Source organism: Mesorhizobium abyssinicae, from assembly GCF_049887195.1.
Classification (GTDB): domain Bacteria; phylum Pseudomonadota; class Alphaproteobacteria; order Rhizobiales; family Rhizobiaceae; genus Mesorhizobium; species Mesorhizobium abyssinicae.
Genome location: NZ_JARAKC010000022.1, coordinates 50,979 through 72,243, shown reverse-complemented (window position 1 = coordinate 72,243; position 21,265 = coordinate 50,979). Strand labels below are relative to the sequence as shown.

The 21,265-nt window shown below is 57.6% G+C and carries 19 protein-coding genes; 7 read left to right on the top strand and 12 right to left on the bottom strand.

From position 1 onward, the window contains the following. Positions 1-450: 450 nt before the first annotated feature. The 3 genes from PU724_RS28615 to PU724_RS28605 form a co-directional block, all read right to left on the bottom strand. A complete protein-coding gene (locus PU724_RS28615) occupies positions 451-1,245 on the bottom strand; it encodes a calcium-binding protein (protein ID WP_354424796.1) in 795 nt (264 codons plus the stop codon). 491 nt (positions 1,246-1,736) lie between these two features. Further along, positions 1,737-2,003 carry a type II toxin-antitoxin system RelE/ParE family toxin gene (locus PU724_RS28610; protein WP_354424798.1) on the bottom strand — a complete coding sequence of 89 codons (267 nt, stop codon included), beginning with the start codon at positions 2,001-2,003 and terminating at the stop codon, positions 1,737-1,739. After that, a complete protein-coding gene (locus tag PU724_RS28605; RefSeq protein ID WP_354424800.1) occupies positions 1,978-2,286 on the bottom strand; it encodes a type II toxin-antitoxin system ParD family antitoxin in 309 nt (102 codons plus the stop codon). The genes PU724_RS28610 and PU724_RS28605 overlap by 26 nt, the downstream gene beginning before the upstream one ends. Positions 2,287-2,697: 411 nt before the next feature. On the opposite strand from PU724_RS28605, the gene PU724_RS28600 reads away from it, so the two are divergent. Beyond that, positions 2,698-3,264, top strand: coding sequence for a transposase (locus tag PU724_RS28600; protein WP_354424802.1), 567 nt, complete (start codon positions 2,698-2,700; stop codon positions 3,262-3,264). Between the two features lie 851 nt (positions 3,265-4,115). On the opposite strand, the gene PU724_RS28595 is transcribed toward PU724_RS28600, so the two are convergent. After that, positions 4,116-5,762, bottom strand: a complete 1,647-nt coding sequence (locus tag PU724_RS28595) for an MFS transporter (protein ID WP_354424804.1) — start codon at positions 5,760-5,762, stop codon at positions 4,116-4,118. A 379-nt stretch (positions 5,763-6,141) separates the two neighbouring features. On the opposite strand from PU724_RS28595, the gene PU724_RS28590 reads away from it, so the two are divergent. Together PU724_RS28590 and PU724_RS28585 are read left to right on the top strand one after the other, a co-directional pair. Next, positions 6,142-6,270 (top strand): hypothetical protein, encoded by a 129-nt coding sequence (locus PU724_RS28590; RefSeq protein WP_426213705.1) that lies wholly within the window; start codon positions 6,142-6,144, stop codon positions 6,268-6,270. Between the two features lie 729 nt (positions 6,271-6,999). Further along, positions 7,000-7,725, top strand: coding sequence for a response regulator (locus PU724_RS28585; RefSeq protein WP_354424806.1), 726 nt, complete (start codon positions 7,000-7,002; stop codon positions 7,723-7,725). Positions 7,726-7,897: 172 nt separating this feature from the next. Here PU724_RS28585 and virD4 read toward each other — a convergent pair whose 3' ends face one another. After that, on the bottom strand, positions 7,898-9,676 hold the full coding sequence (gene virD4, locus PU724_RS28580) for a type IV secretion system ATPase VirD4 (RefSeq protein ID WP_354424808.1): 1,779 nt from the start codon (positions 9,674-9,676) through the stop codon (positions 7,898-7,900). Between the two features lie 577 nt (positions 9,677-10,253). Here virD4 and PU724_RS28575 point away from each other — a divergent pair. The 4 genes from PU724_RS28575 (at position 10,254) to PU724_RS28560 (ending at position 15,429) form a co-directional block, all read left to right on the top strand. Beyond that, on the top strand, positions 10,254-11,036 hold the full coding sequence (locus PU724_RS28575; protein ID WP_354424810.1) for a hypothetical protein: 783 nt from the start codon (positions 10,254-10,256) through the stop codon (positions 11,034-11,036). A 352-nt stretch (positions 11,037-11,388) separates the two neighbouring features. Continuing rightward, on the top strand, positions 11,389-12,249 hold the full coding sequence (locus PU724_RS28570) for a hypothetical protein (RefSeq protein WP_354424812.1): 861 nt from the start codon (positions 11,389-11,391) through the stop codon (positions 12,247-12,249). Then, on the top strand, positions 12,246-12,407 hold the full coding sequence (locus PU724_RS28565; RefSeq protein ID WP_354424814.1) for a hypothetical protein: 162 nt from the start codon (positions 12,246-12,248) through the stop codon (positions 12,405-12,407). Before PU724_RS28570 ends, PU724_RS28565 begins: the two co-directional genes overlap by 4 nt. 478 nt (positions 12,408-12,885) lie before the next feature. Next, positions 12,886-15,429, top strand: coding sequence for a two-component system VirA-like sensor kinase (locus PU724_RS28560; RefSeq protein ID WP_354424815.1), 2,544 nt, complete (start codon positions 12,886-12,888; stop codon positions 15,427-15,429). A 204-nt stretch (positions 15,430-15,633) separates the two neighbouring features. Here PU724_RS28560 and virB11 read toward each other — a convergent pair whose 3' ends face one another. Genes virB11 through PU724_RS28525 form a run of 7 tightly spaced genes read right to left on the bottom strand, consistent with a single transcriptional unit; the run spans position 15,634 to position 21,254 of the window. Beyond that, positions 15,634-16,674 carry a P-type DNA transfer ATPase VirB11 gene (virB11, locus tag PU724_RS28555; RefSeq protein ID WP_354424908.1) on the bottom strand — a complete coding sequence of 347 codons (1,041 nt, stop codon included), beginning with the start codon at positions 16,672-16,674 and terminating at the stop codon, positions 15,634-15,636. A gap of 41 nt (positions 16,675-16,715) precedes the next feature. Next, on the bottom strand, positions 16,716-17,855 hold the full coding sequence (virB10, locus tag PU724_RS28550; protein WP_354424817.1) for a type IV secretion system protein VirB10: 1,140 nt from the start codon (positions 17,853-17,855) through the stop codon (positions 16,716-16,718). Beyond that, positions 17,852-18,733 carry a P-type conjugative transfer protein VirB9 gene (gene virB9 / locus PU724_RS28545; RefSeq protein ID WP_354424819.1) on the bottom strand — a complete coding sequence of 294 codons (882 nt, stop codon included), beginning with the start codon at positions 18,731-18,733 and terminating at the stop codon, positions 17,852-17,854. The genes virB10 and virB9 overlap by 4 nt, the downstream gene beginning before the upstream one ends. Continuing rightward, positions 18,730-19,404 (bottom strand): type IV secretion system protein VirB8, encoded by a 675-nt coding sequence (locus tag PU724_RS28540; protein WP_426213704.1) that lies wholly within the window; start codon positions 19,402-19,404, stop codon positions 18,730-18,732. The genes virB9 and PU724_RS28540 overlap by 4 nt, the downstream gene beginning before the upstream one ends. A gap of 35 nt (positions 19,405-19,439) precedes the next feature. Further along, positions 19,440-19,598, bottom strand: a complete 159-nt coding sequence (locus tag PU724_RS28535) for a type IV secretion system lipoprotein VirB7 (protein ID WP_354424823.1) — start codon at positions 19,596-19,598, stop codon at positions 19,440-19,442. 28 nt (positions 19,599-19,626) lie between these two features. Further along, positions 19,627-20,511: a type IV secretion system protein gene (locus PU724_RS28530; RefSeq protein WP_354424825.1), complete on the bottom strand. Its 885-nt coding sequence runs from the start codon at positions 20,509-20,511 to the stop codon at positions 19,627-19,629. A 59-nt stretch (positions 20,512-20,570) separates the two neighbouring features. Then, positions 20,571-21,254, bottom strand: a complete 684-nt coding sequence (locus tag PU724_RS28525; RefSeq protein ID WP_354424910.1) for a TrbJ/VirB5 family protein — start codon at positions 21,252-21,254, stop codon at positions 20,571-20,573. Positions 21,255-21,265 lie beyond the last annotated feature (11 nt).

Below are 21,265 nucleotides of genomic sequence, written 5' to 3'. Positions count from 1 at the left end.
TGCTCGTGAACCCCCAGGCGTTCGGCAACGTCCTTGCTTTGCAAACCCTGCGCGCACAAAAGGATCATCCGGCATCGATCCGACAAGGAGCGTGGCGCTTTATGCCGGCGCACCTGAGATTCGAGAAAACTTCTATCCGCGTCGCCCAGAACGACGACGTCCGCCTGCCTGCCAACCATCGATCAAACTCCTGCTCTTGTGACAGAAGCCGAACAAAATGAAGCTTACTTTGGTTCCAGGTGACTAGCTAAGCTAGGATCCGACGAGGAACAATTGGTTCAGGTTGCGAAGCTCTAGCTCTAGCGCAGGTCGTTCATGTTGATTTAGCGATTTGCCTTCATCCAATTTTCGTTGGTTTCGACGGTGCGCGATACGCGTTCAGAAGCGGCGGGGCTTTCCTGGCGGTTTGGCGTGGAGGTCAGCGACGCTGTTCCGTGCGCGTTTTGCGGATCAGACGAAGGCGAAGTCCCACGCGGACAGGCCGAGCGCGGCAAGATCGGACACACTATGCACAGTGCCCAGGCGGGCGAACTCATCCGCATGGTTCTCGGAAGTGACATAGGCTAGAATTGCGCTTTTGGTCAGGCCGTCATGATAGACAATGATGTCGCCTGCGGTCTCGTTGGCGATCGCATTTGCAGCGCCATCGCCCGAGTAGAAGCTCTTGTCCGTGACCACCACGACATCCTCGCCGTGGGCATCCGCGGCCGCCCCGCTGTAGAAGGTGTCCACCGGGTGGCCAGACCGCGAACTGGCGTGGTTCACGAAGCTCGCGCTGACACCATCGCTATAATAGCCCACTGCGTCGAAGGCGAAAGTATCTTGGGTTGGGTCGAAGTCCAAGATGTTCGCGTAGCCCGGCTCTGACGAGCTCGTTGGGTCTGGGACCGGGTTGTGGGATTGGAAGACAAATGTGTCGTGGCCGTCGCCGCCGGTTAGTTGATCTCTGCCGTCGCTGGCAAAGAGGACATCGTCGCCGGGACCACCGTAGAGCTTGTCATTATCCTGGCCAGCTCCGCGCGGTCTGTCGTGGCCGCTATCGCCGTAAAGGTAGTCGTTGCCGCCTTCCCCGAAAAGGCTGTCATTACCTTCGTCACCGAATACTCGGTCATTGCCTTCGCCCGCTCCGATATGATCATTACCATGACCGCCGTTGATCCAATCATTGCCGGTCGGATCTATCATGATATCGTCGCCGTCGCTGCCGCGCAGGCTGTTGTCGCTTGAACCACCGCGGATTAGCATTACAGATGCTCCTTCTGGTTTCGCGCTTCAATACCATCTCCTCTACCCTTGATTAGATCTTCGGAACAATCGATTGATTTAATGCGACTCATCCGCATGATGGATGCATCGATCAGCTTTATTCACAGCTCCTAATCATGCAGGCCGTCTTCCGCGGGCAGAGCGGCGGCAAGACTGACGAGGATAGGACGCTGATTCCAGCGTTGGTGGGCGTCGTCTATTCGCCCGCGGCTGTTCAGTGTTCAATTGTGCACAGGTCCGGCATTCGGTAGCAAACGCCACCAATAGGCATCACGCATTTGAATTAACTGGAAAAATGCAGCAACCAAACGATGTGGCTCGTCGGCTAGAATCTCCAGCCTTATTCGTTCTCCCGATCGGCGTTTAGTAGACGACGGAGGGCTCGTTTGAGCAGCATGTTGTCATGAATGAACCCCAGAATGTCGATGATGCCATCTTTCGCGATGCGAAAGATGAGGATGTGTCTGGGATCACCAACCTGACCAGGCGGCTGGAACGTGTTTACGACTGTGACGGATGTGATAGATGCCCACTTCTCCAGAAGCGACACGCTTTCGAAGGATTGTCTTTTGACGGGGATGACCTGCAACGTCATCCATCGCCGCAACGAGGAGAGCGGCATACCGCTCTCTTGCCAGTTCGCCGAAGTTCTGCTCACTCCAGTCCAAGATTTCGTCAATTTGTGCTTCTGCAGGGGTCGAAAGGCGGTATTTAGCCAAACTTCGGACCGCTAGCATGGATCTTGCGGGCAATCGCGCGCGCGTTCAACCGCTCCAGCAATGCCTGAGATGCATCTTTACCATCGACCAGGGTGAAGTCCCCGTTCTCGATAGCGGAAATGCCCTCCGCCGCTATCCTCTCGATTACAGCAAGACTGGCCTTTTCGGCCGCAAGCTCATCCTCGTAACGCCTGAGTGCCTCCCGCACCACTTCGCTCGCATTTTGGTGACGGCCGGAAACGACCTCCCTATCGACAAAGTCACTCAGATGGTTCGTGAGACTGAAATTCCTGCCGCTCATGGCTATCTCCTTTATGGCTAGAGTATCAAACTTTGATATCCAGCTGCAAGTTTTAAGACGGTATCTACCCCTTCCCGATCCCCCGCAGGCTTCGGGAAAAAGGCCGTCGCGCATCGGCGGCGCGCCCCGTTACCCCTCGTTAACCCCACGTATAAAAAACCGATCGACTCCGGCGGGCAGATCCGCTAGGGGCGCGCCTGATGTTCAGGCGGACACGCATACGGCGCTGATTTTCGACGGCCTCCCAAGGCCGCCGCATCGCCACGCGTATCGACGACTGCCAGCCCTGGAGCCTGAACATGAACACCCGCGCCCCTAGTACCCCGACGCCACGCCTGACTCCGAGGATTCTGGACCGTCCGGAGCCTTGAGATTTCGTCTACGTCGATCACGACGCTGAGGCGCGGAGGTGTGAAATACCAGGACGGCCAGCACTTCCTGATGTCCCCGGAATGCCGGGATATGCCGATCCAGCACCTCGTCCAGATTGACGAAGAGGAGGCCTACGTGATCTTCCGCCAGTTCCGCTGGCCAAAGACGAATGGCGATCCTGTCTGCCCGCACTGCGGCGTTCTCGACTGCTACGCGCTCCGCAGGCGTGCGTTCAAATGCTCCGGCTGCCGTCGCGAGTTCTCGGTCACCTCCGGCACCGTGTTCGCCTTCCACAAGCTCAGTTTCTGGAAGATGCTGGCCGCGATCCTGGATGTCCGTGAACGCTGTGAAGGGCAAGGCTGCGCTACATCTCTCCCGCGAGCTCGGCGTGCAGTACAAGACCGCTTGGGTCCTGTCGCTGAAGATCAAGGAAGCCCAGGGGTGCGGCGCTCAGCTCGGCGCCTTGGCCTTGGCGCGTTCCTTCTTGTCCTTCGGTATGAAGCGGATCGACAGGACAATGGTCGTACCGTGCTCGCCCTTGCCGACCGCCGCCAAGCGAAAGCCTGCCGGAAGGTCAGCCAGTGCCGGGGTATGAGCGCTCGATGACCCCACAGGATCAGTATGTTGATGCCGGGTAGTGCCGCCCGGTGGCGGCGTTCTTCGGCGGCCCAAGAGCAGCCCTTTGCCCTCCCCCAAGACTTGACCCAGGGCACTGACCCTCACTCCCGATCGGCAATGATTCGGTCGGTGATTTCGGAATAAAGACTGCCCTTGGCGGCTCACCTTGTTGCCGCGAACGTCTCCTCGGGCTCTGAGTTTGTCAGTCTTGCGCGTCATTAAATCTCTGCTGGCGGGGTGGGCAGCGAAAAAACCGGAAGGCCCGCCCTCAGAGGCGGCCGGCATCCGCAGGACCGCAACGCAATTGGAGGACCCGGAGCGGAACGCGAAAGGTTGCCTGCTGCCGCGGCGGGCCTGGAAGGGAGAGCCGCCCACACCGCGTCCGCCGAAGGCCAACCCAAATGACAGCGCCGCCCCAAATGGCGGCGACCAGGGCTGCCTGCGCGAGGCGGCTATGCCGCCGCAAAGTCCGTGGGTACCCCAGTTAGTTGTTTGGCGCATTCGAGCATCAGGCGTGCCCGTCAATCATACTGGCCTTTGGTCGAACGCGACGCGTGCTGACCAACGTTCTCAAGGCATTGAAGGATCCGAACAAGCCCGAGTGCTCCTGGTGGGCTCGGGCTATCATCAAGGAAACACATTGTAGTAGTCCTTGCCTGCGTGTGTCTTTTTGTAGCCAAGGCAAAACCGATGTGATCCGGATTCGCCTTCCCGCGTGACGTCCAGCCATGCTGTACCTCGATCAGAGGAAAATTGACTGCGGAGAAGAACGAACATTGGTCGCGGTCCGAGATTTCGCACGGTTGTCTGGGCAGTGACGGCTGTACCCTTCGATTGGATCACCGCCGGAAAAACAAGCTGACCGACTGATCCCGCCTGCGGCTCGACCCGGTCGGCCGCTCGATCGAAAGCCTGGTGCGGGGCGGAAACTCTCCCGCATGCAGGTCGAGGAGGCGCTGATCCACCTCCTTGTCCGCCGCGGTAAGGCGATGGTTCAGGCGAAGGTAGTCCATCCAGGTCGGCGTGCGAAAGGTCTCCGTCCATTGTGAAGGCTCAAGCAGGTCGCGCTGCAGGTTCCAGTGCCGAGCGCCGACCCGTCTTTGCACGCGGCGGCGTTCCTGCATCTGGTCCAGGAAAGACTCGATGTTGGTTTCCGGTACCGAGTACTCGATCTTGACGACGATCGGACCGCTCCTCGACTTCAGGTCGAGGGCGAGTACCGGGGTTTCGAAGCCAAGGGAATCCTGGTCGGATTCCTTCCATTGGCGAATTGGAAGCAGAAGCCCGGTGGCTGCTACAACGAGCAGGGCGCCAGCGGAGCTTTCCAGCGCCAAGGCGACGGAATAGTTTTCAGCCACCACGCCCCATAGCCAGCTGCCGGCCGCGATGCCTCCCGACGAGAGGGCGGAGTAGATCGAGATCGTGCGGCCAACGACCCACCGCGGGCTCGATAGTTGTATGCTTACGTCAAGCCCCGTCCAGGTGACGACCCAGCCCGCACCGCCCAGCGTCAAGGCGATGGCCGCTACCACTAGTGAAGGCGTGAAAGCAAGAGCCAGACAGCACGCCGCGCAGGCGATGCACGCCAGTGTCGTCAAGCGCTCCTGCGACAGCGCCCGTCTCAGCGCGTTGTTGGAAATGCCGGCGCACAAGGCACCCGCGCCAAATCCTGCCATCAACACACCGTAAACAATTGGTCCTCCCCCGAGTTGATCGCGCGCAACGAGAGGCAGCAGCGCCAGGATCGAGATGCTGGTCAGTCCAAACAAGGTTCCGCGCGCGATTGCCGCCTTGATCTCTCCCGACAGCACCGTGAAGCGCGCGCCGTCATGGATGGCCGTGGTCATTGGCTCACGGGGAAGAGGCGAAGAGCGACCGCTCCATTTGCAGAGACCTATCGCCCACAGCATCGCTAGATAGGTCAGCGTCGCCAGCGCGAAAGCTGTCAGTGGTCCGAAGGAGGCCACAACGACGCCGCCGAGCGCCGGACCGATGCTTCGCATGGCATTGTAGCCGACCGAGATCAGCGTGACGGCGGCGGGCACTTCACGCTTTCGCAGAATATCGCCAACCGACGCGTGCCAGGCCGGATCGGTAAAGGCAGCGCCGCATCCGGCCAGACAGCTGAATGCCAGGATCATCCATGGATTGTATATTCCTAACCCCACAAGAGCGGTCAGCGTGATCGATGACAAAGCTATCACGCACCAGCCGATCGCCATGACATGGCGGCGGCTGAAATTATCGGCGATGGCCCCGGCGAAGATCGACAGAATGAATACGGGCAGCGTCGTGGAGGTTTGCACCAGGGCGACCATCACCTCCGAGTTCGAGATGGTCGCCATCAGCCAGCTGACCGCAACGGTCTGGAACAGCCAGCCCAGGCTGGAGACCTGTGCGGCAATCCAGATTACACGAAAGGTCGGATTCTCAAGCGGAGCGAACGTCGCCGACGAAACCGAAGCCGCGTCCGCCACCCTGCTCATTGGGCGGTCCCCTCTCCGTTTGTGTATACGTTTAGTTTGAGATTCTCCTTTGCAGGACTTGCCTGTGGAGAGTGGCAGGATCAGGGCATTATTGGTGCCGAGTCGAAGTAATTTTCAGTGGCTGCGTCAAAGCCAAAACGGAACCGTTCTGCTGGAAATACCTCTCCACTGATGAGCAAAGCGCCGGAGCGGGCCCAATCGATCATTCTGCTGGAAGTTTCCGAGCAGTGGCACGTACCGTTCGTGCGCGCATGGCTCGGGCTGCGCTTTGAGAAGGCGGCATTGAGAAGACACCTTAGGCGACCTTCATTGCTTTCTGCGGCTGGGGCTTCACTAATGAAGCGAATCTTTGTGCGCGCCATCAAATCAGGAGCACTCCATGACAGAAAAAACCGAGAACAATACTGCTGCTCTTTATCGAGCTTACCGCCGAGGTTGTCTCGGCCTACGTCTCGAACGATTCGGTCCTGGGGCCGAGCTTCCGGGGCTGATCGACCAAGACAACTGAACCAAGCAGGGAATCTGCCAGTGTGACCGCAAGAACTCGAAATTTGCCTTCCCAAGTGGCTTCAGCGTCGCCGTGACCACGACCGCTGACCAATGTCGGACCTATCTCCGGCTGATCTGTGAAAAGGGAGACGCAAGCCTCAGGGATTACGGACAGCGGCCACAGGCCAGTCGTCGTCCCTAATCGCTGATGGCGCACGTGAAAGGGAATCCGACGCAGAAGCGATCGCCGTGGGTCTGGCGATCGGCGCGAGGGCCCCCCGCCCTGCCCGGCATCGTTGCAACTGCGTTGACTTTATCCATCCAAAACGCAAATAGCTATCATCCACATAATCATCTTCTGTAATGTCGCCGAATCCGATACGGCAGCAACCTGTGCGAGAATCGCAGATGCTCGGGGCCGCTCATTTTTCGATGGGTGAGAGTTCCAGAATCAAACCGATCGCCCCTGGCCGTAGCGCTGCAAGCGGGAGATGATGGAGATGGTTCCTACGTCAGATCATGGTGTAAGCGAAAGTACCTCTTAGGCGATGCAAGGTTCGGCCGTTTCGGTGCCCGACTTCCATCGAACACTCACGTCGAACCCGCGCTCGATCCCCGATAGTCATCGCGTCGAAAACCTCACAATGCCGCGATAGCAATGAGCAGAGAGGGCCCATCGTCAGCTGTTCAGGACTCGCGGCTGATGAAAATCATAGCGAGCCGATGCAAAAACTCGAGAGGTGACTCGTTGAAGCACGTTCTTGTCGTTGATGACGATGTCGCAATACAGCGTCTCATTGTCGAGTATCTCGCAATGCATGCATTCAAAGTCACTGCGGTTGGCGAAACCCGTCGGTTCAACCATGTGCTGTCGCGTGAACCGGTCGATTTGGTGATTGTCGACCTCAATCTGGGTCGAGAGGACGGGCTCGACATTGTCCGCGATCTGACGCCAAGATCAGATGTTCCGATCATCGTCATCAGTGGCGACCGACTTGATGAAGCGGAAAAGGTGGTTGCGCTGGAACTCGGAGCCAGTGATTTCATCGCAAAGCCTTTCGGCATGCGCGAATTCCTCGCCCGCATTCGAGTAGCTCTGCGCCAGCGTCCTCGCCGGCCCAGGGCAAAGGACCAGCGTTCATTCCGTTTCGGCGCCTGGAAACTTGCAGTTAAACAACGCCGGTTGGTCTGTGAAGGACGCGGCGAGGTCAAGCTGACATCAAATGAGTTCGACCTGTTGGTGGCTTTCCTGGAGAACCCACGTGTTGTCTTGTCGCGAGAGCAACTTCTGCATCTGAGCCGAATGCGTGGCGAGGAGGTCTTTGATCGAAGCGTCGATGTTCTGATCTTGCGCGTGCGCCGTAAACTGGAAGTGGACCCGGGCAAGCCTCGCCTGATCAAAACATCGCACGGCGTTGGCTATTTCTTGAATGCCGATGTGGATGTCAGCTACGGTGGCACGACGACCGCATAAGCGGCATTCGCCTTGAAGCCAATCGCACGCACGCCGCAGCAAGCGAATCGGCTCGGCGAACGACAGGCATTCGATCCGTTCGAGTTGCACCTGGAGGCGCAATAGCTCGGCGCCTCCCACGGTCCTGCTGCCACCTTTCAATGCGATGCCGGAATGCTTCCCATAGCCCTGCTCAACGCTTCTGCTCCTCCTGTGCCTCCTCACGTGGAGGTTCGAACACAAAATCGTAGTCGTGCTCCAGTTGACACAACAGATCATCGGACTTTGCGAAAGGCTCTGCGTCGAAGATCGTCAATGGCGCTGGCTCCGGAAGGGGGCCTGTCTGACTTTCAAAGATGCCTTTTAAAATGCGATCGGAATAGTATCGAACCTTTTTCAGTCGCAATGGCGGTCGGCCTTTGATGAGAACGATCTCATCTTCTTCATTGAGCAGACGCACCTGCTCAGGGCGCAAGAGCGGTGCTCCCTGCTGCGAATTCTGGATGTTCAAGTCGAACATTCTCATTTGGTTATGGGACGTCGACTTGGCCTTGAAGGTACATTCTCCGATGGCCTTCGAAATGTAGTTTGGGGTCTCGTCGTCTGCTGTGGCCATAAAGACCTGCAAGCCAGTGTTGCTGAGAAAATTCTGTTTGCCTGCCTCGCCGTAGGCGCCCGTCAGAGCAGAGAGGCTTTGGATGATGAACATGAAGCGGCCCTTATACCCGGCGATGGTCGTAATTGCCGTCGCAATCGCCTCGAGCTTGCCCAGGTGCTTGAACTCGTCCAGCAGAAACAATACCTCGTTCTTCTCTTCCCGGGTCGGCAGCGACCGCTGTAGAACTGAAACGACCTGCTGGAAAAACAGGCGCATCAGAGGTGCGATCACCTCTAGGTCGTTTGGGCTGACACAAAGGTAAACACACGTTCTGCGGCGACGCAGATCATGAACTGAAAAATCCGAGCGACTTGTGGCCGCCTTAATCAGGGGATCCGCCCACAAGTTGAGCCCGCCGTCGCCAAGCACCGAAGTGTAGGAAGTCAGGATCTTTGTATCGTTGCCCGACATGTCGTCGAAAATGCGTTGTGCCTCTTTGTTTCGGGTCTCGCCCGCCAAGCGTGCGAAGAGCTTGAATTTCTCGCCAGGTTGGGAGAACAGATCATACACCGCGCCGATTGTTGGTGTTCCCCGCTCAATGCAGGCGAGAATACCGGCTACGAAGAGATCGCGCGCGCCGCTGAGGAAAGCTTCCGCACTCTCCCCCTTTGTCGAAATCAGGTTCGCGGCCAAGCGGCGAGCTTCGGTGAATTGGTGATGTGCAGGCAGCGCCAACAGGTCCGCTAGTGGATTATAGCAAATGGTCCGCCCCTGCGGGTCCATCGGCGCGAATTTTAGTACCTCGTCGCCGCCAGCTTTGCGCGCCCTGGAGGTGAGTTCGAAGAGCTCGCCCTTGACGTCGAGAGCTATTACCGACCCGTTGAATGTAAGTAGCGTTGGAATGACGACGCCCACGCCCTTGCCCGCGCGGGTCGGCGCAACGACGAGACTGTGAGGCTGATCGCCGTTGGTTAGGTAGTGGCCAGGCCACAAGGGGCCGCCCGTCTTCCCAAATACCGGCCCCGTGACGCGAGAGTACCGCCGCAGGTAACCTGCGCGCTGCATTTCATCGTTGCGGGCCCAGCGCGCGGTCCCGTGGTGCTCAGGCTCAGGACGGGAAACGACACACTGAATTAGCAACGCCATCGATGCCGTCGAGATGGCGATAGCGGCACCCCGATAGAAGACTGGGGTCGCGTAACCTAGATAAAAAGGCGTCTCGAACCAGAAGGCACGGAAGTCAAACGTCATCAATGCTTCGCCGCTAAAGCCATTGCGGAAAGTCGCGTACAAGCTTGCCGCGCAGAAGCCTAAAATAATTGAGAACACGGCACTCAGAACCGACCTCAAGGGCGTTGTTCCGGCTGACATCATATTTCCATCATGGGCTGTGGCAGTTGATATCCGCCTTCTCGGCCTACAAGAAATCACGACCGAGCCGAAACCGCACCAATCCGCAGGCTCCGCAGATGGCTCAAGGACGGAGCACGCGATACGTTCCTGCCTTCCAGGGCGGACAATAGTTGCTTTGAATATACGAGATGAACAATTCGATCAAGTCGATAATATACGAAAATGTTCCAATTGAAACCGGTCCAAAACATCTTTTTCACACAGAACCACTCCATTTTATCAATGTCACTTCTGCAGGAACCATACCGGGGCCGCTGCCGCCGAAAACCATCCGACGTTTCAGGCCAGCTCGCAGGTGATCAAAGAGGCAAACTGTCGCCGCGACAAAAGTCCAAGTTACTCGCTTCTGCAACATTCCAGATGCAATAGCGAACTACAGATGCAACTGCATATCAGTTCCTTGGGCGCGGTTTTGGCGTTAAGGTCATCAGCGGCGGCCGGCATAATCTCGGAGACGCTCTTAATGGATCGCAGTCAATCTCGCCGTCATGCAGCTGAGAGTTCATCCCGCAGGCAAAGGATCGGGGAGCAACTTCACATGCCAGACGGTCCGTTGTCCGAGGTGGCCCAAGGACTGGTAACCTCCAACCCACGCGAAACTGGACGCAATCTAGGCGCCTTCAAATCGTCGGGACGCGCAACGCGACAGGCATTTGAGGGAACTGAACTTGGCAGATTTGACGAACGAAATAACCAGCTCGGCAGAGCGGCCGTTGGTCTTTACGACAACGCCCTAGAAGGTGCGGTGAATGGCATGGACGCCAACCGTGGCTTCGCCAGATATCAGACAGTCGCGGTCAGGGACATAGTGGACTTTCAGTCCCCGCAGAAGCAATCTGCCCTTGTTGACAAGGTCCTCGGCATTGCCGAGTCGCGGGCTCAAGCAATGGCGATATCAAAGACGGCGCCGGCGTGGGACAAGTTTAACAGCGAAAGCAGAGAGCGGCTTATAGAGCGGGCAATCAACTTGGTTGAAAACACGAACGACTTCATCACGAAGCACAACACGGCAGCCGCTCTGATTAAGGGGTACGACCAACTCAATGCAAATCAACAGCAGCGGGTTCCAATGAGCGAGCTGCAGCAAATGGCCATGGACGTGAGTCGGCCTCAACGGGCAGAGGGGCGCTCCTCGCATTTGGACAGCACCATAGCAGACGCGGTATCTGCAGCCAATCAAGTGCGCCAAGGCGAGGCACTCGGATCGGCCGCCCAATTTGGCAAAGTTGCTGAAATCTCAGCGTCGGTCAGCAGGGCCCAGCAACAGGCAAGGGACGAACTTATGGAATCCCAAAGAACCAGGGGCCGCTCCGGGCGATAGAGCGATTTAGAGCCGCTTGCGGATCGACGAAACTGAGGGAATTCCGGATTTATCGGTTGTGATCATCTCTGAGCTTGGACGATCCAGTATTTGATTTTGGAACGCCTGCTCGATCGGGTTAAGTTCCGGCGAGTGGGGCGGCAGATCAGAAGCCTGGCGGCGGCCCCTGATCATCCGCTTAATGGCGGCCGGCACGCACGGGCCGCCTCATCAGGATTGATCATCGCATAATGTTGCATCTCGAGCTTGAGCGGCTAGTGCTCCAACAGGGACAAAGCACCAATAAGGTTCCGGCGCTAACCTCGAGAAGAAATAACCGCGAGTAGACGAAATGACTTCGGAGAGTTTTTGAATGCATGGCGACAACGATCGAGATCATGGAGCTGGAGCTCCATCCCGTAAAGCCGAGAGGTCCGAAGAACTCCCTCGCATTCCTGACGGACCACTGGCCGCTGTTGCAGATCACCTCGTGAGTGCCGACCCGCGCCAAACAGCGCGCAACTTAGGTGCTTTCAAATCCTCGGGGCATGCCGCGCGAGGAGCATTTGAGGGAAGCGACATCGGGAAATTCGATCAGCGAAACAATCGACTGGGCAGGGCCGCCGGCGACGTCTACAGTGTAGCAGTTGCACAAGGTGGACCAGGCCCCGACGCAGCCCATACGCTCGATCAGGCCAGGGCGGTCAGGGATATTGTGGACTTCCAGTCGCCGGAAAGGCAATCCGCCCTTGTTGATAATGCTCTGAGCCTTGCACCACGGAACCAGGCCATGGTGATCGGAGAGCTTTCCCGGAATCTGAACAAGTTTGATCGCGAAAACCGGGACCGCCTTATCGACCGGGCGTTTGATCTGGTAGAAAACGGCAACATGGCATCGCAAGCAAACGCCGCCGCCGCCTTGGTCAAAGCGTATGAACACCTGGACGAGGCTCAAAAAGCGCGCTTTGCTCGTAACCATCTGCACAACACGGGAATACCTTCGACATCTCTCGCCGGACCAGGCGACGCAGAGCCGGGACAGGTGTCCAGTTTGGACCGCAGAATTGATGGTATTGAAGCCTCAGTTCGCCAAATTAGGGAAACTGGACCAGTTCTCTCTCGTGATCAACTGAGCAATGTCGCTGAGGTTGCAGCGTCCATCAGTAAAACTCACCAACAAGCAAGAGCCGAACTGCTGGACAATCGCCGGGACCGCTCGGGCCGTAGTCGATGACGCTGATCAAGTTGACGGCCGCTCGCATAATCGTCGATCTCAAACAGCTCGGCACTGAGCAATGCCGCGTCGGCTTGCCTGAGCGATCAGTGCGTTCGCTCGGGCAATGCGTAGCTTCCACTGATGTTGCTAGCGACAAGCGTCACAACGACGACTGACAGCTCCGCGTCCATTCACATGTACGGCCAACAGCTCCATCACCTGGCCGTGATGGCCTTCACCGTCTGGGTGGCAGCCATTGCGGCTGGCTTGGTACAGGCTGTCGGAGGCTATCGCGCGCGGCTCCTTCGACACCACGCCGTCCGACGCACCGGGACGCGTCCCCTGACCCCGCCAGCCCTGGCGATCGAAGCCGCTTGCGGGCCCTCACACCATCGGCATGTGGCAGCCTAAAGCAGTCTATGACGACAATAGGGCTGAAGAACGTGCGGGGGCTCGCAAGCGAGCCTAAGCAGGAGCGCCCCAGAGTCGGTTCCAAATTGACGAAGGCGATTTGCTCATCGATATGACGGGCTTCGTTATACAAGCGGAAGGTCGGCCCCCCTGCTATGCGCGAGCACCCGCATCAGCTTCAAAATCTGTTGATGCAGCGGATCTGCTCTTTTCAGCGGTCTCTGTCAAACGGAAGGAGGACAGGTGGTTTTTCTGGTCAAGCACCACCCATGGAATCATCTCTCAGAAACGGAATTGGAATTCAGATCCGGCTTTCGCACAACGCGCGGTGCAAAGCCCCCGTTGCGGATTGGTCGGGAAATGCAGCTCAACACCCTTATCGTCTTGGCAATCGCAATGGTGGCCTTGTTTGGCGTGCTGGCTGGGAGCCACAAGCATGATGACATCCAAACCAGCGAGGCTATTTTACGCGAACTGCGGGGCGTTCAGATCAACTGCGCATTGCTGCAGCGCGACCGCTTCCGGGGTCGTGCAGAGATGGTACGGGATTTGCGCGCCGTTGGCATAACCAGAGAGGCCTTGCAAAAAGACCTGACAGTCTTGCAGCACCTTTTCGAAAGAGCGCCCCATGACAACGCCGAAAATCTCTCCAGGTTGTTTAAACAGCTCAAAGAGTCGGTTGAAAGAACCAATCTTGAGATCTCAGCATCGGCCACGCACATTGCACTTTTGCAAGACTCGCTCTCAAGCTTTGTTCGCTCTGTGGCGACACTTCCGTGGACAGCTTCCGATAGATTGAAACTCTCCACTCTGGTCCTGCAGTTCTCAGCCAAACCCAGTGCGAGCTTGGCATCACAAATCGATCAATATCTCACTCGACTTTCGCCCAGCGAAAATCTCGACAGCCGACAGGTTTTCCGCACCGGTCGTATCGTTTTGTCCGTATTGCCGAGGTTGGCGGTTTCTGCCAGTCGGATCGCTTCATTCGATGCGATAGCCAAAGCGACCGAGCTGGAGCAAGAGTATCTGAAAAGCTACAGCTTGATCGGCGCAAACGTGCAGCGGACGCGGGTCATCTGTGCTTGGGTCTGTTTATGCCTGGGCTTAATTGGATTCGTTTTAGCCCATAGATGCCGCACCCAGACGAACCGGCTGACACGGCGTCTGGAACTTGAAGCGGCAGCCAGTGAGATCGAAGCCTGTTTCGGGTCCGATCGAGCAACAAAGGCTTCAGTTAATTCATCCACTGAGGCAGCGCTGAGAGTTATTCAGCGCGTGTTCAATGCCGATCAATGCGCGCTCGCTGTGGTGAGCGCACGTAACAAGAGGGGGGATTCCGAATGCTTCGTGGCGAACACGCGAATGCCTGTCTCCAACGCCGCGTTGATCGACCTGGCCGCTTCGCTTATCGATCCAGAAGAGCCAGCGTTTCGCGTCGTTTCCGCGCAACAAGTGCTGCAGGCAGGCATTCCTGGTGTTTGTCAGATTCTTGGCTGCAAGGTCTACGATGAACAGATTGCGGTATGTTGCCTTGTTTATGAAGAACATCGCCAGCTTCCGGTCGCAGATGAACTCCAGATCCTTTCGCGCGTAACCGTGAGCGTATGTAACCATCTCGATCTGCAACGTATGCGCTCCGAAAGTGAGAACGTGGCGAGGCGCCTGGAGCATGCAGAGCGGCTGAGGAGCGTCGGGACGATTGCAAGCGGCATTGCACACGAATTCAATAACATCTTGGCGGCGATCTTGGGCTACGCTGAGATGGCGCAATCTCTGCTGCGGCGTCCCTCCAAACCTCGAAGTTATATCAGCCAAATCATCTTGGCCGGCAATCGCGCAAGGTTGATGATCGAGCAGATTTTGTCACTAAGCCGGGAACGGAAGCGCTCGACGAGGCCATTCGACGTGTCTGACGTCGTGTTGGATCTCGTGCCACTGCTGCGCGTCACACTTGGCGCGGAATTTCAACTGGAGGTCAAGATCAGAGAGTGGCAAACTGTGATCGAGGGCAGTCCAACCGACATTCACCGGATCTTGCTGAACCTGTGCAAGAATTCATCGGAGGCTTTCTCGAATGGAGGGCGTATCGAGATCGCTCTTTCCACGGCTCATTTCCACCAAGCAAAAACCCTTGCTCAAGGCATCTTGACACCCGGGCGTTATGTGGTGCTGTCCATCAGCGATGACGGCCAAGGAATCGAAGCCGCCGTTCTTCCGCACATTTTCAAGCCATTTTTTACGACACGCTCCCACGCCGGCGGAACCGGGCTGGGCCTTGCCGCAGTGTTGAGGGATGTGGACGCCTTGGGGGGCCGTCTCAACGTCACCTCGACTATTGGCCAGGGAACACGCTTCGACATCTACTTACCAGCTTCCGATAAGGAGAGCGTCACAGTTGACAGCTCTCTTAATCCTTTCCATGGGGCGCCGGGCAACGGAGAGGTCGTTGCGGTCGTAGCCGGCCGTGCAGCGACCTTGGAGGCCTATGAAGACAAGATCGCCGCGCTCGGCTACGCACCAATGGGCTTTAGGAGCGTCGAAAGCCTTGCCGGCTGGATCAGCTGCGGAAACGCCCCCGATCTGGTTATTGTTGATGAGTCCGTGGCCGGGCGACTACCGATGGAAGTCAAACGTCCCGCCCCCAAATCAGTGCCCGTGATCATCGTCGGTCGAAGCGACTGCCCTGTGCCGCTTACATGTGATGACAGAGCCTTCGTGCTTTGGCTTGGCGAGCGGGTCTCGTACAGCAAATTAGCATACGCGATCAGTGCGATGGTCAGGGCATGATGCTCTCGATCGCGCCGTCAAGCTGCAGCTCCGTCAAAGCCGCAGGAGGTATGATCCCTCTTTTCTCGGCTCGACCTTTCCAATACAGCCTCGCAAGCGCCGAGCGCCTGGTGAGATGAAAAGTTTTGTCCGACGGTGCCATGGCCGTCTTGCGAAGATCCGCGCTTCATGGAGTTCATTGCAGACGCGGCACTGACGGGATCATCAGTGCTGCTTGAGAAGATCGGCCGCGGTCTCTCCTCGTCTGCGTGCCTCGGCCGCAAGCCATATCTCCCCCACCTCGTATACCTCTCCATGCGAACGGAACGGTACGATTACGTCGATTGCGGCCGTAAGCATGTCGAGCAGGGTGCGGTCTTCCAATGCAGCCCCTTGCGGGCTGCTCTTGACCAGCGAAAAGAGCTTCTTGAATCCCTGGACGGGATCGGCCCCGTGAATGGTCGATATCGATCCGGCGTGCCCAGATACGACTTCGCTCAAATATGCCCAAGCCGCATCATCGCGCATCTCCCCAAGTAATATTCGATCAGGCCGCATACGCAAGCTTGCTTGCAAAAGTTGCTCCGCTGTCACCGCCCCTACGCCCGCTCGATCTTTCGGATAAAGTAGCCGCACATGATTCTCGTGCGGTATCACGAGCTCGAGGGTGTCCTCGATGGTAACCAGCCTCTCGTGCGGGGGTATAGCGCTGATCAACGTTTTGCTCATTGTCGTTTTGCCGCTGCCTGTGGGTCCACAAAGCAGCATAGTCAGCCGACCGGTGACGCATGCGTGCAAGAACTGCTCCAGATCACCCATGTCGTAGTACTGAAGGATCGTTGCGTCCTGCTGCTCTTGGCGCTCTGTTCGAGAGCGCCATCGATTCCATCGAGAGGATTCGTAACGAGCCGACACTTCTTTCAGTGCCGTCACATGCGCAGATGGTCGTCGTATCGTCAGGCTGACTGTTCCTGAGGGCACGGCGGGCGGCAAACAGATCTGCAGCCGCTCTCCATTCGGCAACTCGGTAGAGCACAGAGGATTTCGCGGTCCAACGTCTTGCTTGCGCAGCGCGCCCGCCAAGATAGCAACGTCTTCCAAGTCCTCGTAACTGAGCGGCAAAGGATACTTCGTGAAGACGCCGGACTGCCGTACGAAGACCTCGCCAGGGCGATTGATGGCGACCTCTTCGGTCCCAGGCTCTTCGAGCCATTTCAGAACAGGCTGCAGAAGCAACCGCAGTTGAGGATCCGCCTCCGATAGCATGGTTTGTGTTCCCATCTTATTCGTCTGTTGTGGTGCCGAGGCTATGGTTGCAGATTTCGTTTTTTGCTTCTGGCAGTGGCGGCGCGAAGCTCGTACACATCTGAAAAATCCAGATCCCTAGCCACAAAGATGGATACGGTATCGCCCTGGTTTTTCCTTAACGTTGGCGGAATGTCCACCGTTGCTCTTAGAGCCGTGTCGACGGTTTGTCCGCCAGTGCTTTGGAAATTGTTGATGCTACCTCCGCCGCCTGAATCGGTGGCGTATTGGCCAGCCGCCTGCAGCGCGCCTTGAACGACGCTCAAGAGCACAGCGCCACCAAAGCGCTGCCAGAAGTGATTATCCACCGTGCCAGGCATTCCGGAGCGGCCGAGTTCGTCGGCGCCTGGGGATGCCAGCGAAACGACGGCGTGATCAGGTGTTTCGATACGATTCCAAATTACGAAGACACGCCCATCGCCCTGTTGGAGACCGCGCTGGATCTCGCCAATGACGGTCGTCCCGCGGTCCAAAAGCACTACGTTGTTGGTTGCGCCGCGAATGTCTTGGGGCAAGATGCACTTCACATAGCCAGGCAAATTTGTATCGACTGCCGTTTGCAAGATGCAGGGAATGATCGTTCCTTGCGTGATTAGAAGATCAGGGTGCGGCAAGAGCGTGGCCCGGCTTGGCTCCTGCACGTCCGATTTCATTCGGCTGGAAAGATCGGTGACGCTTGGAGCCTCTGCCACGATGCCCGCTTGCTTGACATCGCCATGCTCGGCGGCGTCGGGCGATTGATCGCTGCTGGTGTAGGCAAAGATCGGTGTTTGTACCGGCGGTTCAGGCGCCGGATCCGGGGGCGGATCAGCGGTCGGCTTAGGCATGGGCGCTGACTCAGGATCTGACGTCTGCCCTGGCGGCGCTGCTGCGAGCTCTGGGGGCTGAACCGTTTGCTTGAACGGCCAACGTGGTGCTGGACGGAATGGTTCGGTGTTGGCCAGAACCGGGCTTGGCCGCTGCGGTGTGTCGTTTTGCGTGTCGGGACGTGACCCGAGCCAGATGAGCGAGAGCGAAAGCGTCAGAACGAGACCCGCAACCGCCAACTTCTGCGGTCCCGAGAGTCGCCGGCGGCCCGGTTCTGCGACCAGCGATCCCGACGCATCCACATCGGGCGGTTGTGTGCCGACCGCCCCACTCATCGTCTCCATCCTTTCAGAACGCGCCACACGTCGGGTCGTACGGTCCCGGTGCCCGGCGCTCGTCCGACGGAATCGAAAGCCCTGTTGAAGATGGACAGAACAGTTTTGCCGTCCCTCAGACGCCATTCCCGCGCGACCGCGGCGACTTCGACATGGTCTCCCTTGACCGAGTAGTTAGCGGCGGCTTCCTTGCCATCGGGATTGATGATGTAAAGGGATGGTATGCGCGAGTTACCTGGGAAGCGAAATGCGGTGGTATAGCCGTCATCGAAAACCTCCAGCGGCGCCAAAGAACGATCTCCCTTTGCGACGTAGTGGTAATTTCTTTCGTTCGGAGCGGCATTTGCAGAGGGCCGGTTCAACGAATCCTGGACGCTCTGGTCGTAGAGAGCTCTCGCCCGGGTCTCATCAACCACCGAGTGCCTTTGTGCTTCCTTGCGTCGAGCCGCCGCCTCATCGGCTGGATAGGTGAACTGAACACTGTAGTACAGGTCGGCCTGATCCTGATCGAGTTTTGCCATTGACCTTGTGGAAAGACTGAAGACGTATCTTCGCGTACCGACGTCGCTTGTTGTCAGAACGATAACCGGCTGGGGTGCCAGCACCTGGCTTGACTTGAAGAAGAGATAGTTGGCACGGGGAAGCGCTGCCAGGTCTTTGCTGTTGGAAACCGCTACGGCTGTCACCGTCTCGCTGGCGCCGAATGCGACGACCAGAGTTGCCCCCACAGCGGTAGACAGGCGCACGACCTGGTCGGGTTGGTAGGCTAGGTAGCGCATGCGCCGATCGAGTTTACCAGCGGTGGGCGCATCTTCCGCGTGCGCCCCGGACACGGCTAAAAGCAGACAGGCTAGCGTGAGAACCGGTGCTTTCATCATGGCTGGCTGCTGCCCATCGTCGACACAGTGTCTTCAGAGGCTTGGTAGGAGGAAACGAGAAGTCCTCCCGGGTTGGCTAGCCTCGATTGGCTCGGCAGATCGGTCACCCGTTCGTAGCGCAGGGTTGCTGTCCAGGTGCTCTCGACTGGTTTTTGCCCATCCATGGTGAGCGTCCGTTTGTAACGGATCTGCTGAACGTTCGGAGCGATATCATTCGAAGAGATGTGCTCGACCTCGAGCTTGCCGCGCTCGCCAATTGTGACCTGCGGTGAGGCGGGATTCGGAAAATTGAAGAAGGTTTGATATTCCTGTCGCACATTGGGCGCGCTGAAATTGGAAACGAGGTCATACGCGTACTGAGCTGTGTCTGCTGTGTAACCTTCGCGCAGGCGAACATATTCCCACAGCGACGCATTTATGACAGCTCGTTCCTGGGTTGGCGGCAGTCGAGAGACGGACACTTCGCTATCCACGGTCCCATCCGGGCGCACCCATAGAAACACGGGCACGAGCTTGGTCAGCGGCACCATGGTGGCGACGGTGACTGCTAGAGCAACATTGCCAAGCAGCGCCGCTGCCGTAACGGCCATGAGGCCTTTTGACAGGCGCCGCGCGGACTTGGCTCGTGAAGTCTGAAATGCTTCCACCTGCTTGTAGTGCGAGGCCAGCATTTCTCTCTCCACCAGAAGGCTATGTTCTGGAGCGTTCACTGAGGCTCTTTCGCACAGTTAACCTGAAGGTCCTCAGGGGCAGGTTGCCATTGCGCTGCATTGAGCTGGAAGGGCTCGCCGCGGCAGGTCGCCAGCCTCTCGCTTGTCTTGCAGGCGGCCAAAAAGACAAAAAAAATCAGCACCACGTATTTCATATATCCGTACTCACTTGGTTCAGTTGAATCAATCACGGGCCGTCTTGGCAAAATGGCGATTGAGACCGCCAAGGGAACTCGAAGGCGCCCAATAACTGCCGGCGATGCTGGTCGCGATGGTTGGAAGCGCGACGATCAGCGCGTCGCCAGCCAGGAAAAACATATCGAGCTCGTAAAGTCCGATGATCTTGGCCGCTGTCGTACCCGCGAGTTTGATCACGCCAACTATGACCACCAGCCAGATTTCTTCCGTAGCGATAACGATTGTTGCTACGATGTTGACTAGTAAAAGTAGCAGCCCGTAGGAGACGAGCTGTGCGATCCATTTGGAAGCCATGTCTCGGGTGTGGTCGAACAGGTAAGCTACGAGAACGAGAGGGCCAATCGCCAACAGGACTTGTGTCAGGATGCCGGCGGCATCATAGATTTCGAATGTCGTCCACAACGCGCCGTAAAAGACCCACTGCGCTCCCTCGAAGGCGATTGTGTCCTGGCTATTCATCGGCCCGATTTCCGAAGCAATGGACTGGAAAATGACCTGAGTGCCGCGAAATATAACGTCCAGTTTCTGGGGAATGTCGAAGAGCGGCACATTACCGCCGCTTATTCGATGAGCAAACTCCGGAATTGTTTTCTGGAAGACCGAGAGAATGTAAACCTGATAGTTCGCTTGCCCCAAGATCAGGGCGGCGACGATCGACACCATGACGACGCGCGTGATGCCCCCACGCGCGTCGACTTGGCCGCGCATGACCAGAAGTCCCTGGATTACGATCCAAAGCGTGACGCACGCCACAAGAGGCGCCCTGACAGCGTCTTGGACCTTCCCGAGCACGATATGCAGCCCCACGGAAAATGCCGTATCGTAGATGGTGTGTATGGCTGTGAATGGGGCAGGGATAGTGAAAGACATTGCGTCAGCCCGATCTGTTGCCGATCAGCGCAGCTGAGTCAGCAGAGCTTTAGGTCCAGCTATGGCAGGACGCCAAAGATGGTTGCAGTATTCCGACGTTCTTGCCGCTGGTTAGCGGCCTCCTCTGCGTCGTGAAGGCCTGCCTGTGCAGTGGCCATCGTCAGCAGGCTCGTAGCCTGGATATTCTGGATCATCGCATCATGGATCTGCTTCAGAAGCAGGCCGTTGGTGACGGTCGCCTGCATGATGTTGCGTGAGCTGGAGAGTTGCCGAAGGGTGTCGGCGTTTTCTCGAAGGCGCCTGTCCATTAGTCCCAGATTATCGGCTGCAATTCCTATAGCGTTCGCTGCGCCAGCGATCTGTTCCCGCAGCAGTGTCGCCTCGGAGTCGGAACCGTCGACCTCCCGATCCTTATCCAGCGCAATGCTGCGGGCAGTGCTGGAGGCCGGCGTTTGACTGTCAAACATCTGTTTGTCCACCCCCCCACCGGCGGGATAATGACCGGGTCGGTTGAGGGAGGTGAGCAGTCCCGTCACGGCGAAGGTCGAGGTCAGCATTGTCACCATCTCGATGGTCCTGGCCAGCGTCAGGGCTGAATTGCTGAGAGTTCCCGCCGTACTGACCGCAGTCAGCGTCGTTTGGGCCTCTGTCACGGGGTCGCTGACCACAAACTGTGCTCGTGCCGACTGCTGCAGGCTCAGCAAAGCTGCCAGCGCCATTGCTGTGATCTTGGCAAGTCTCATGATATCTTCTC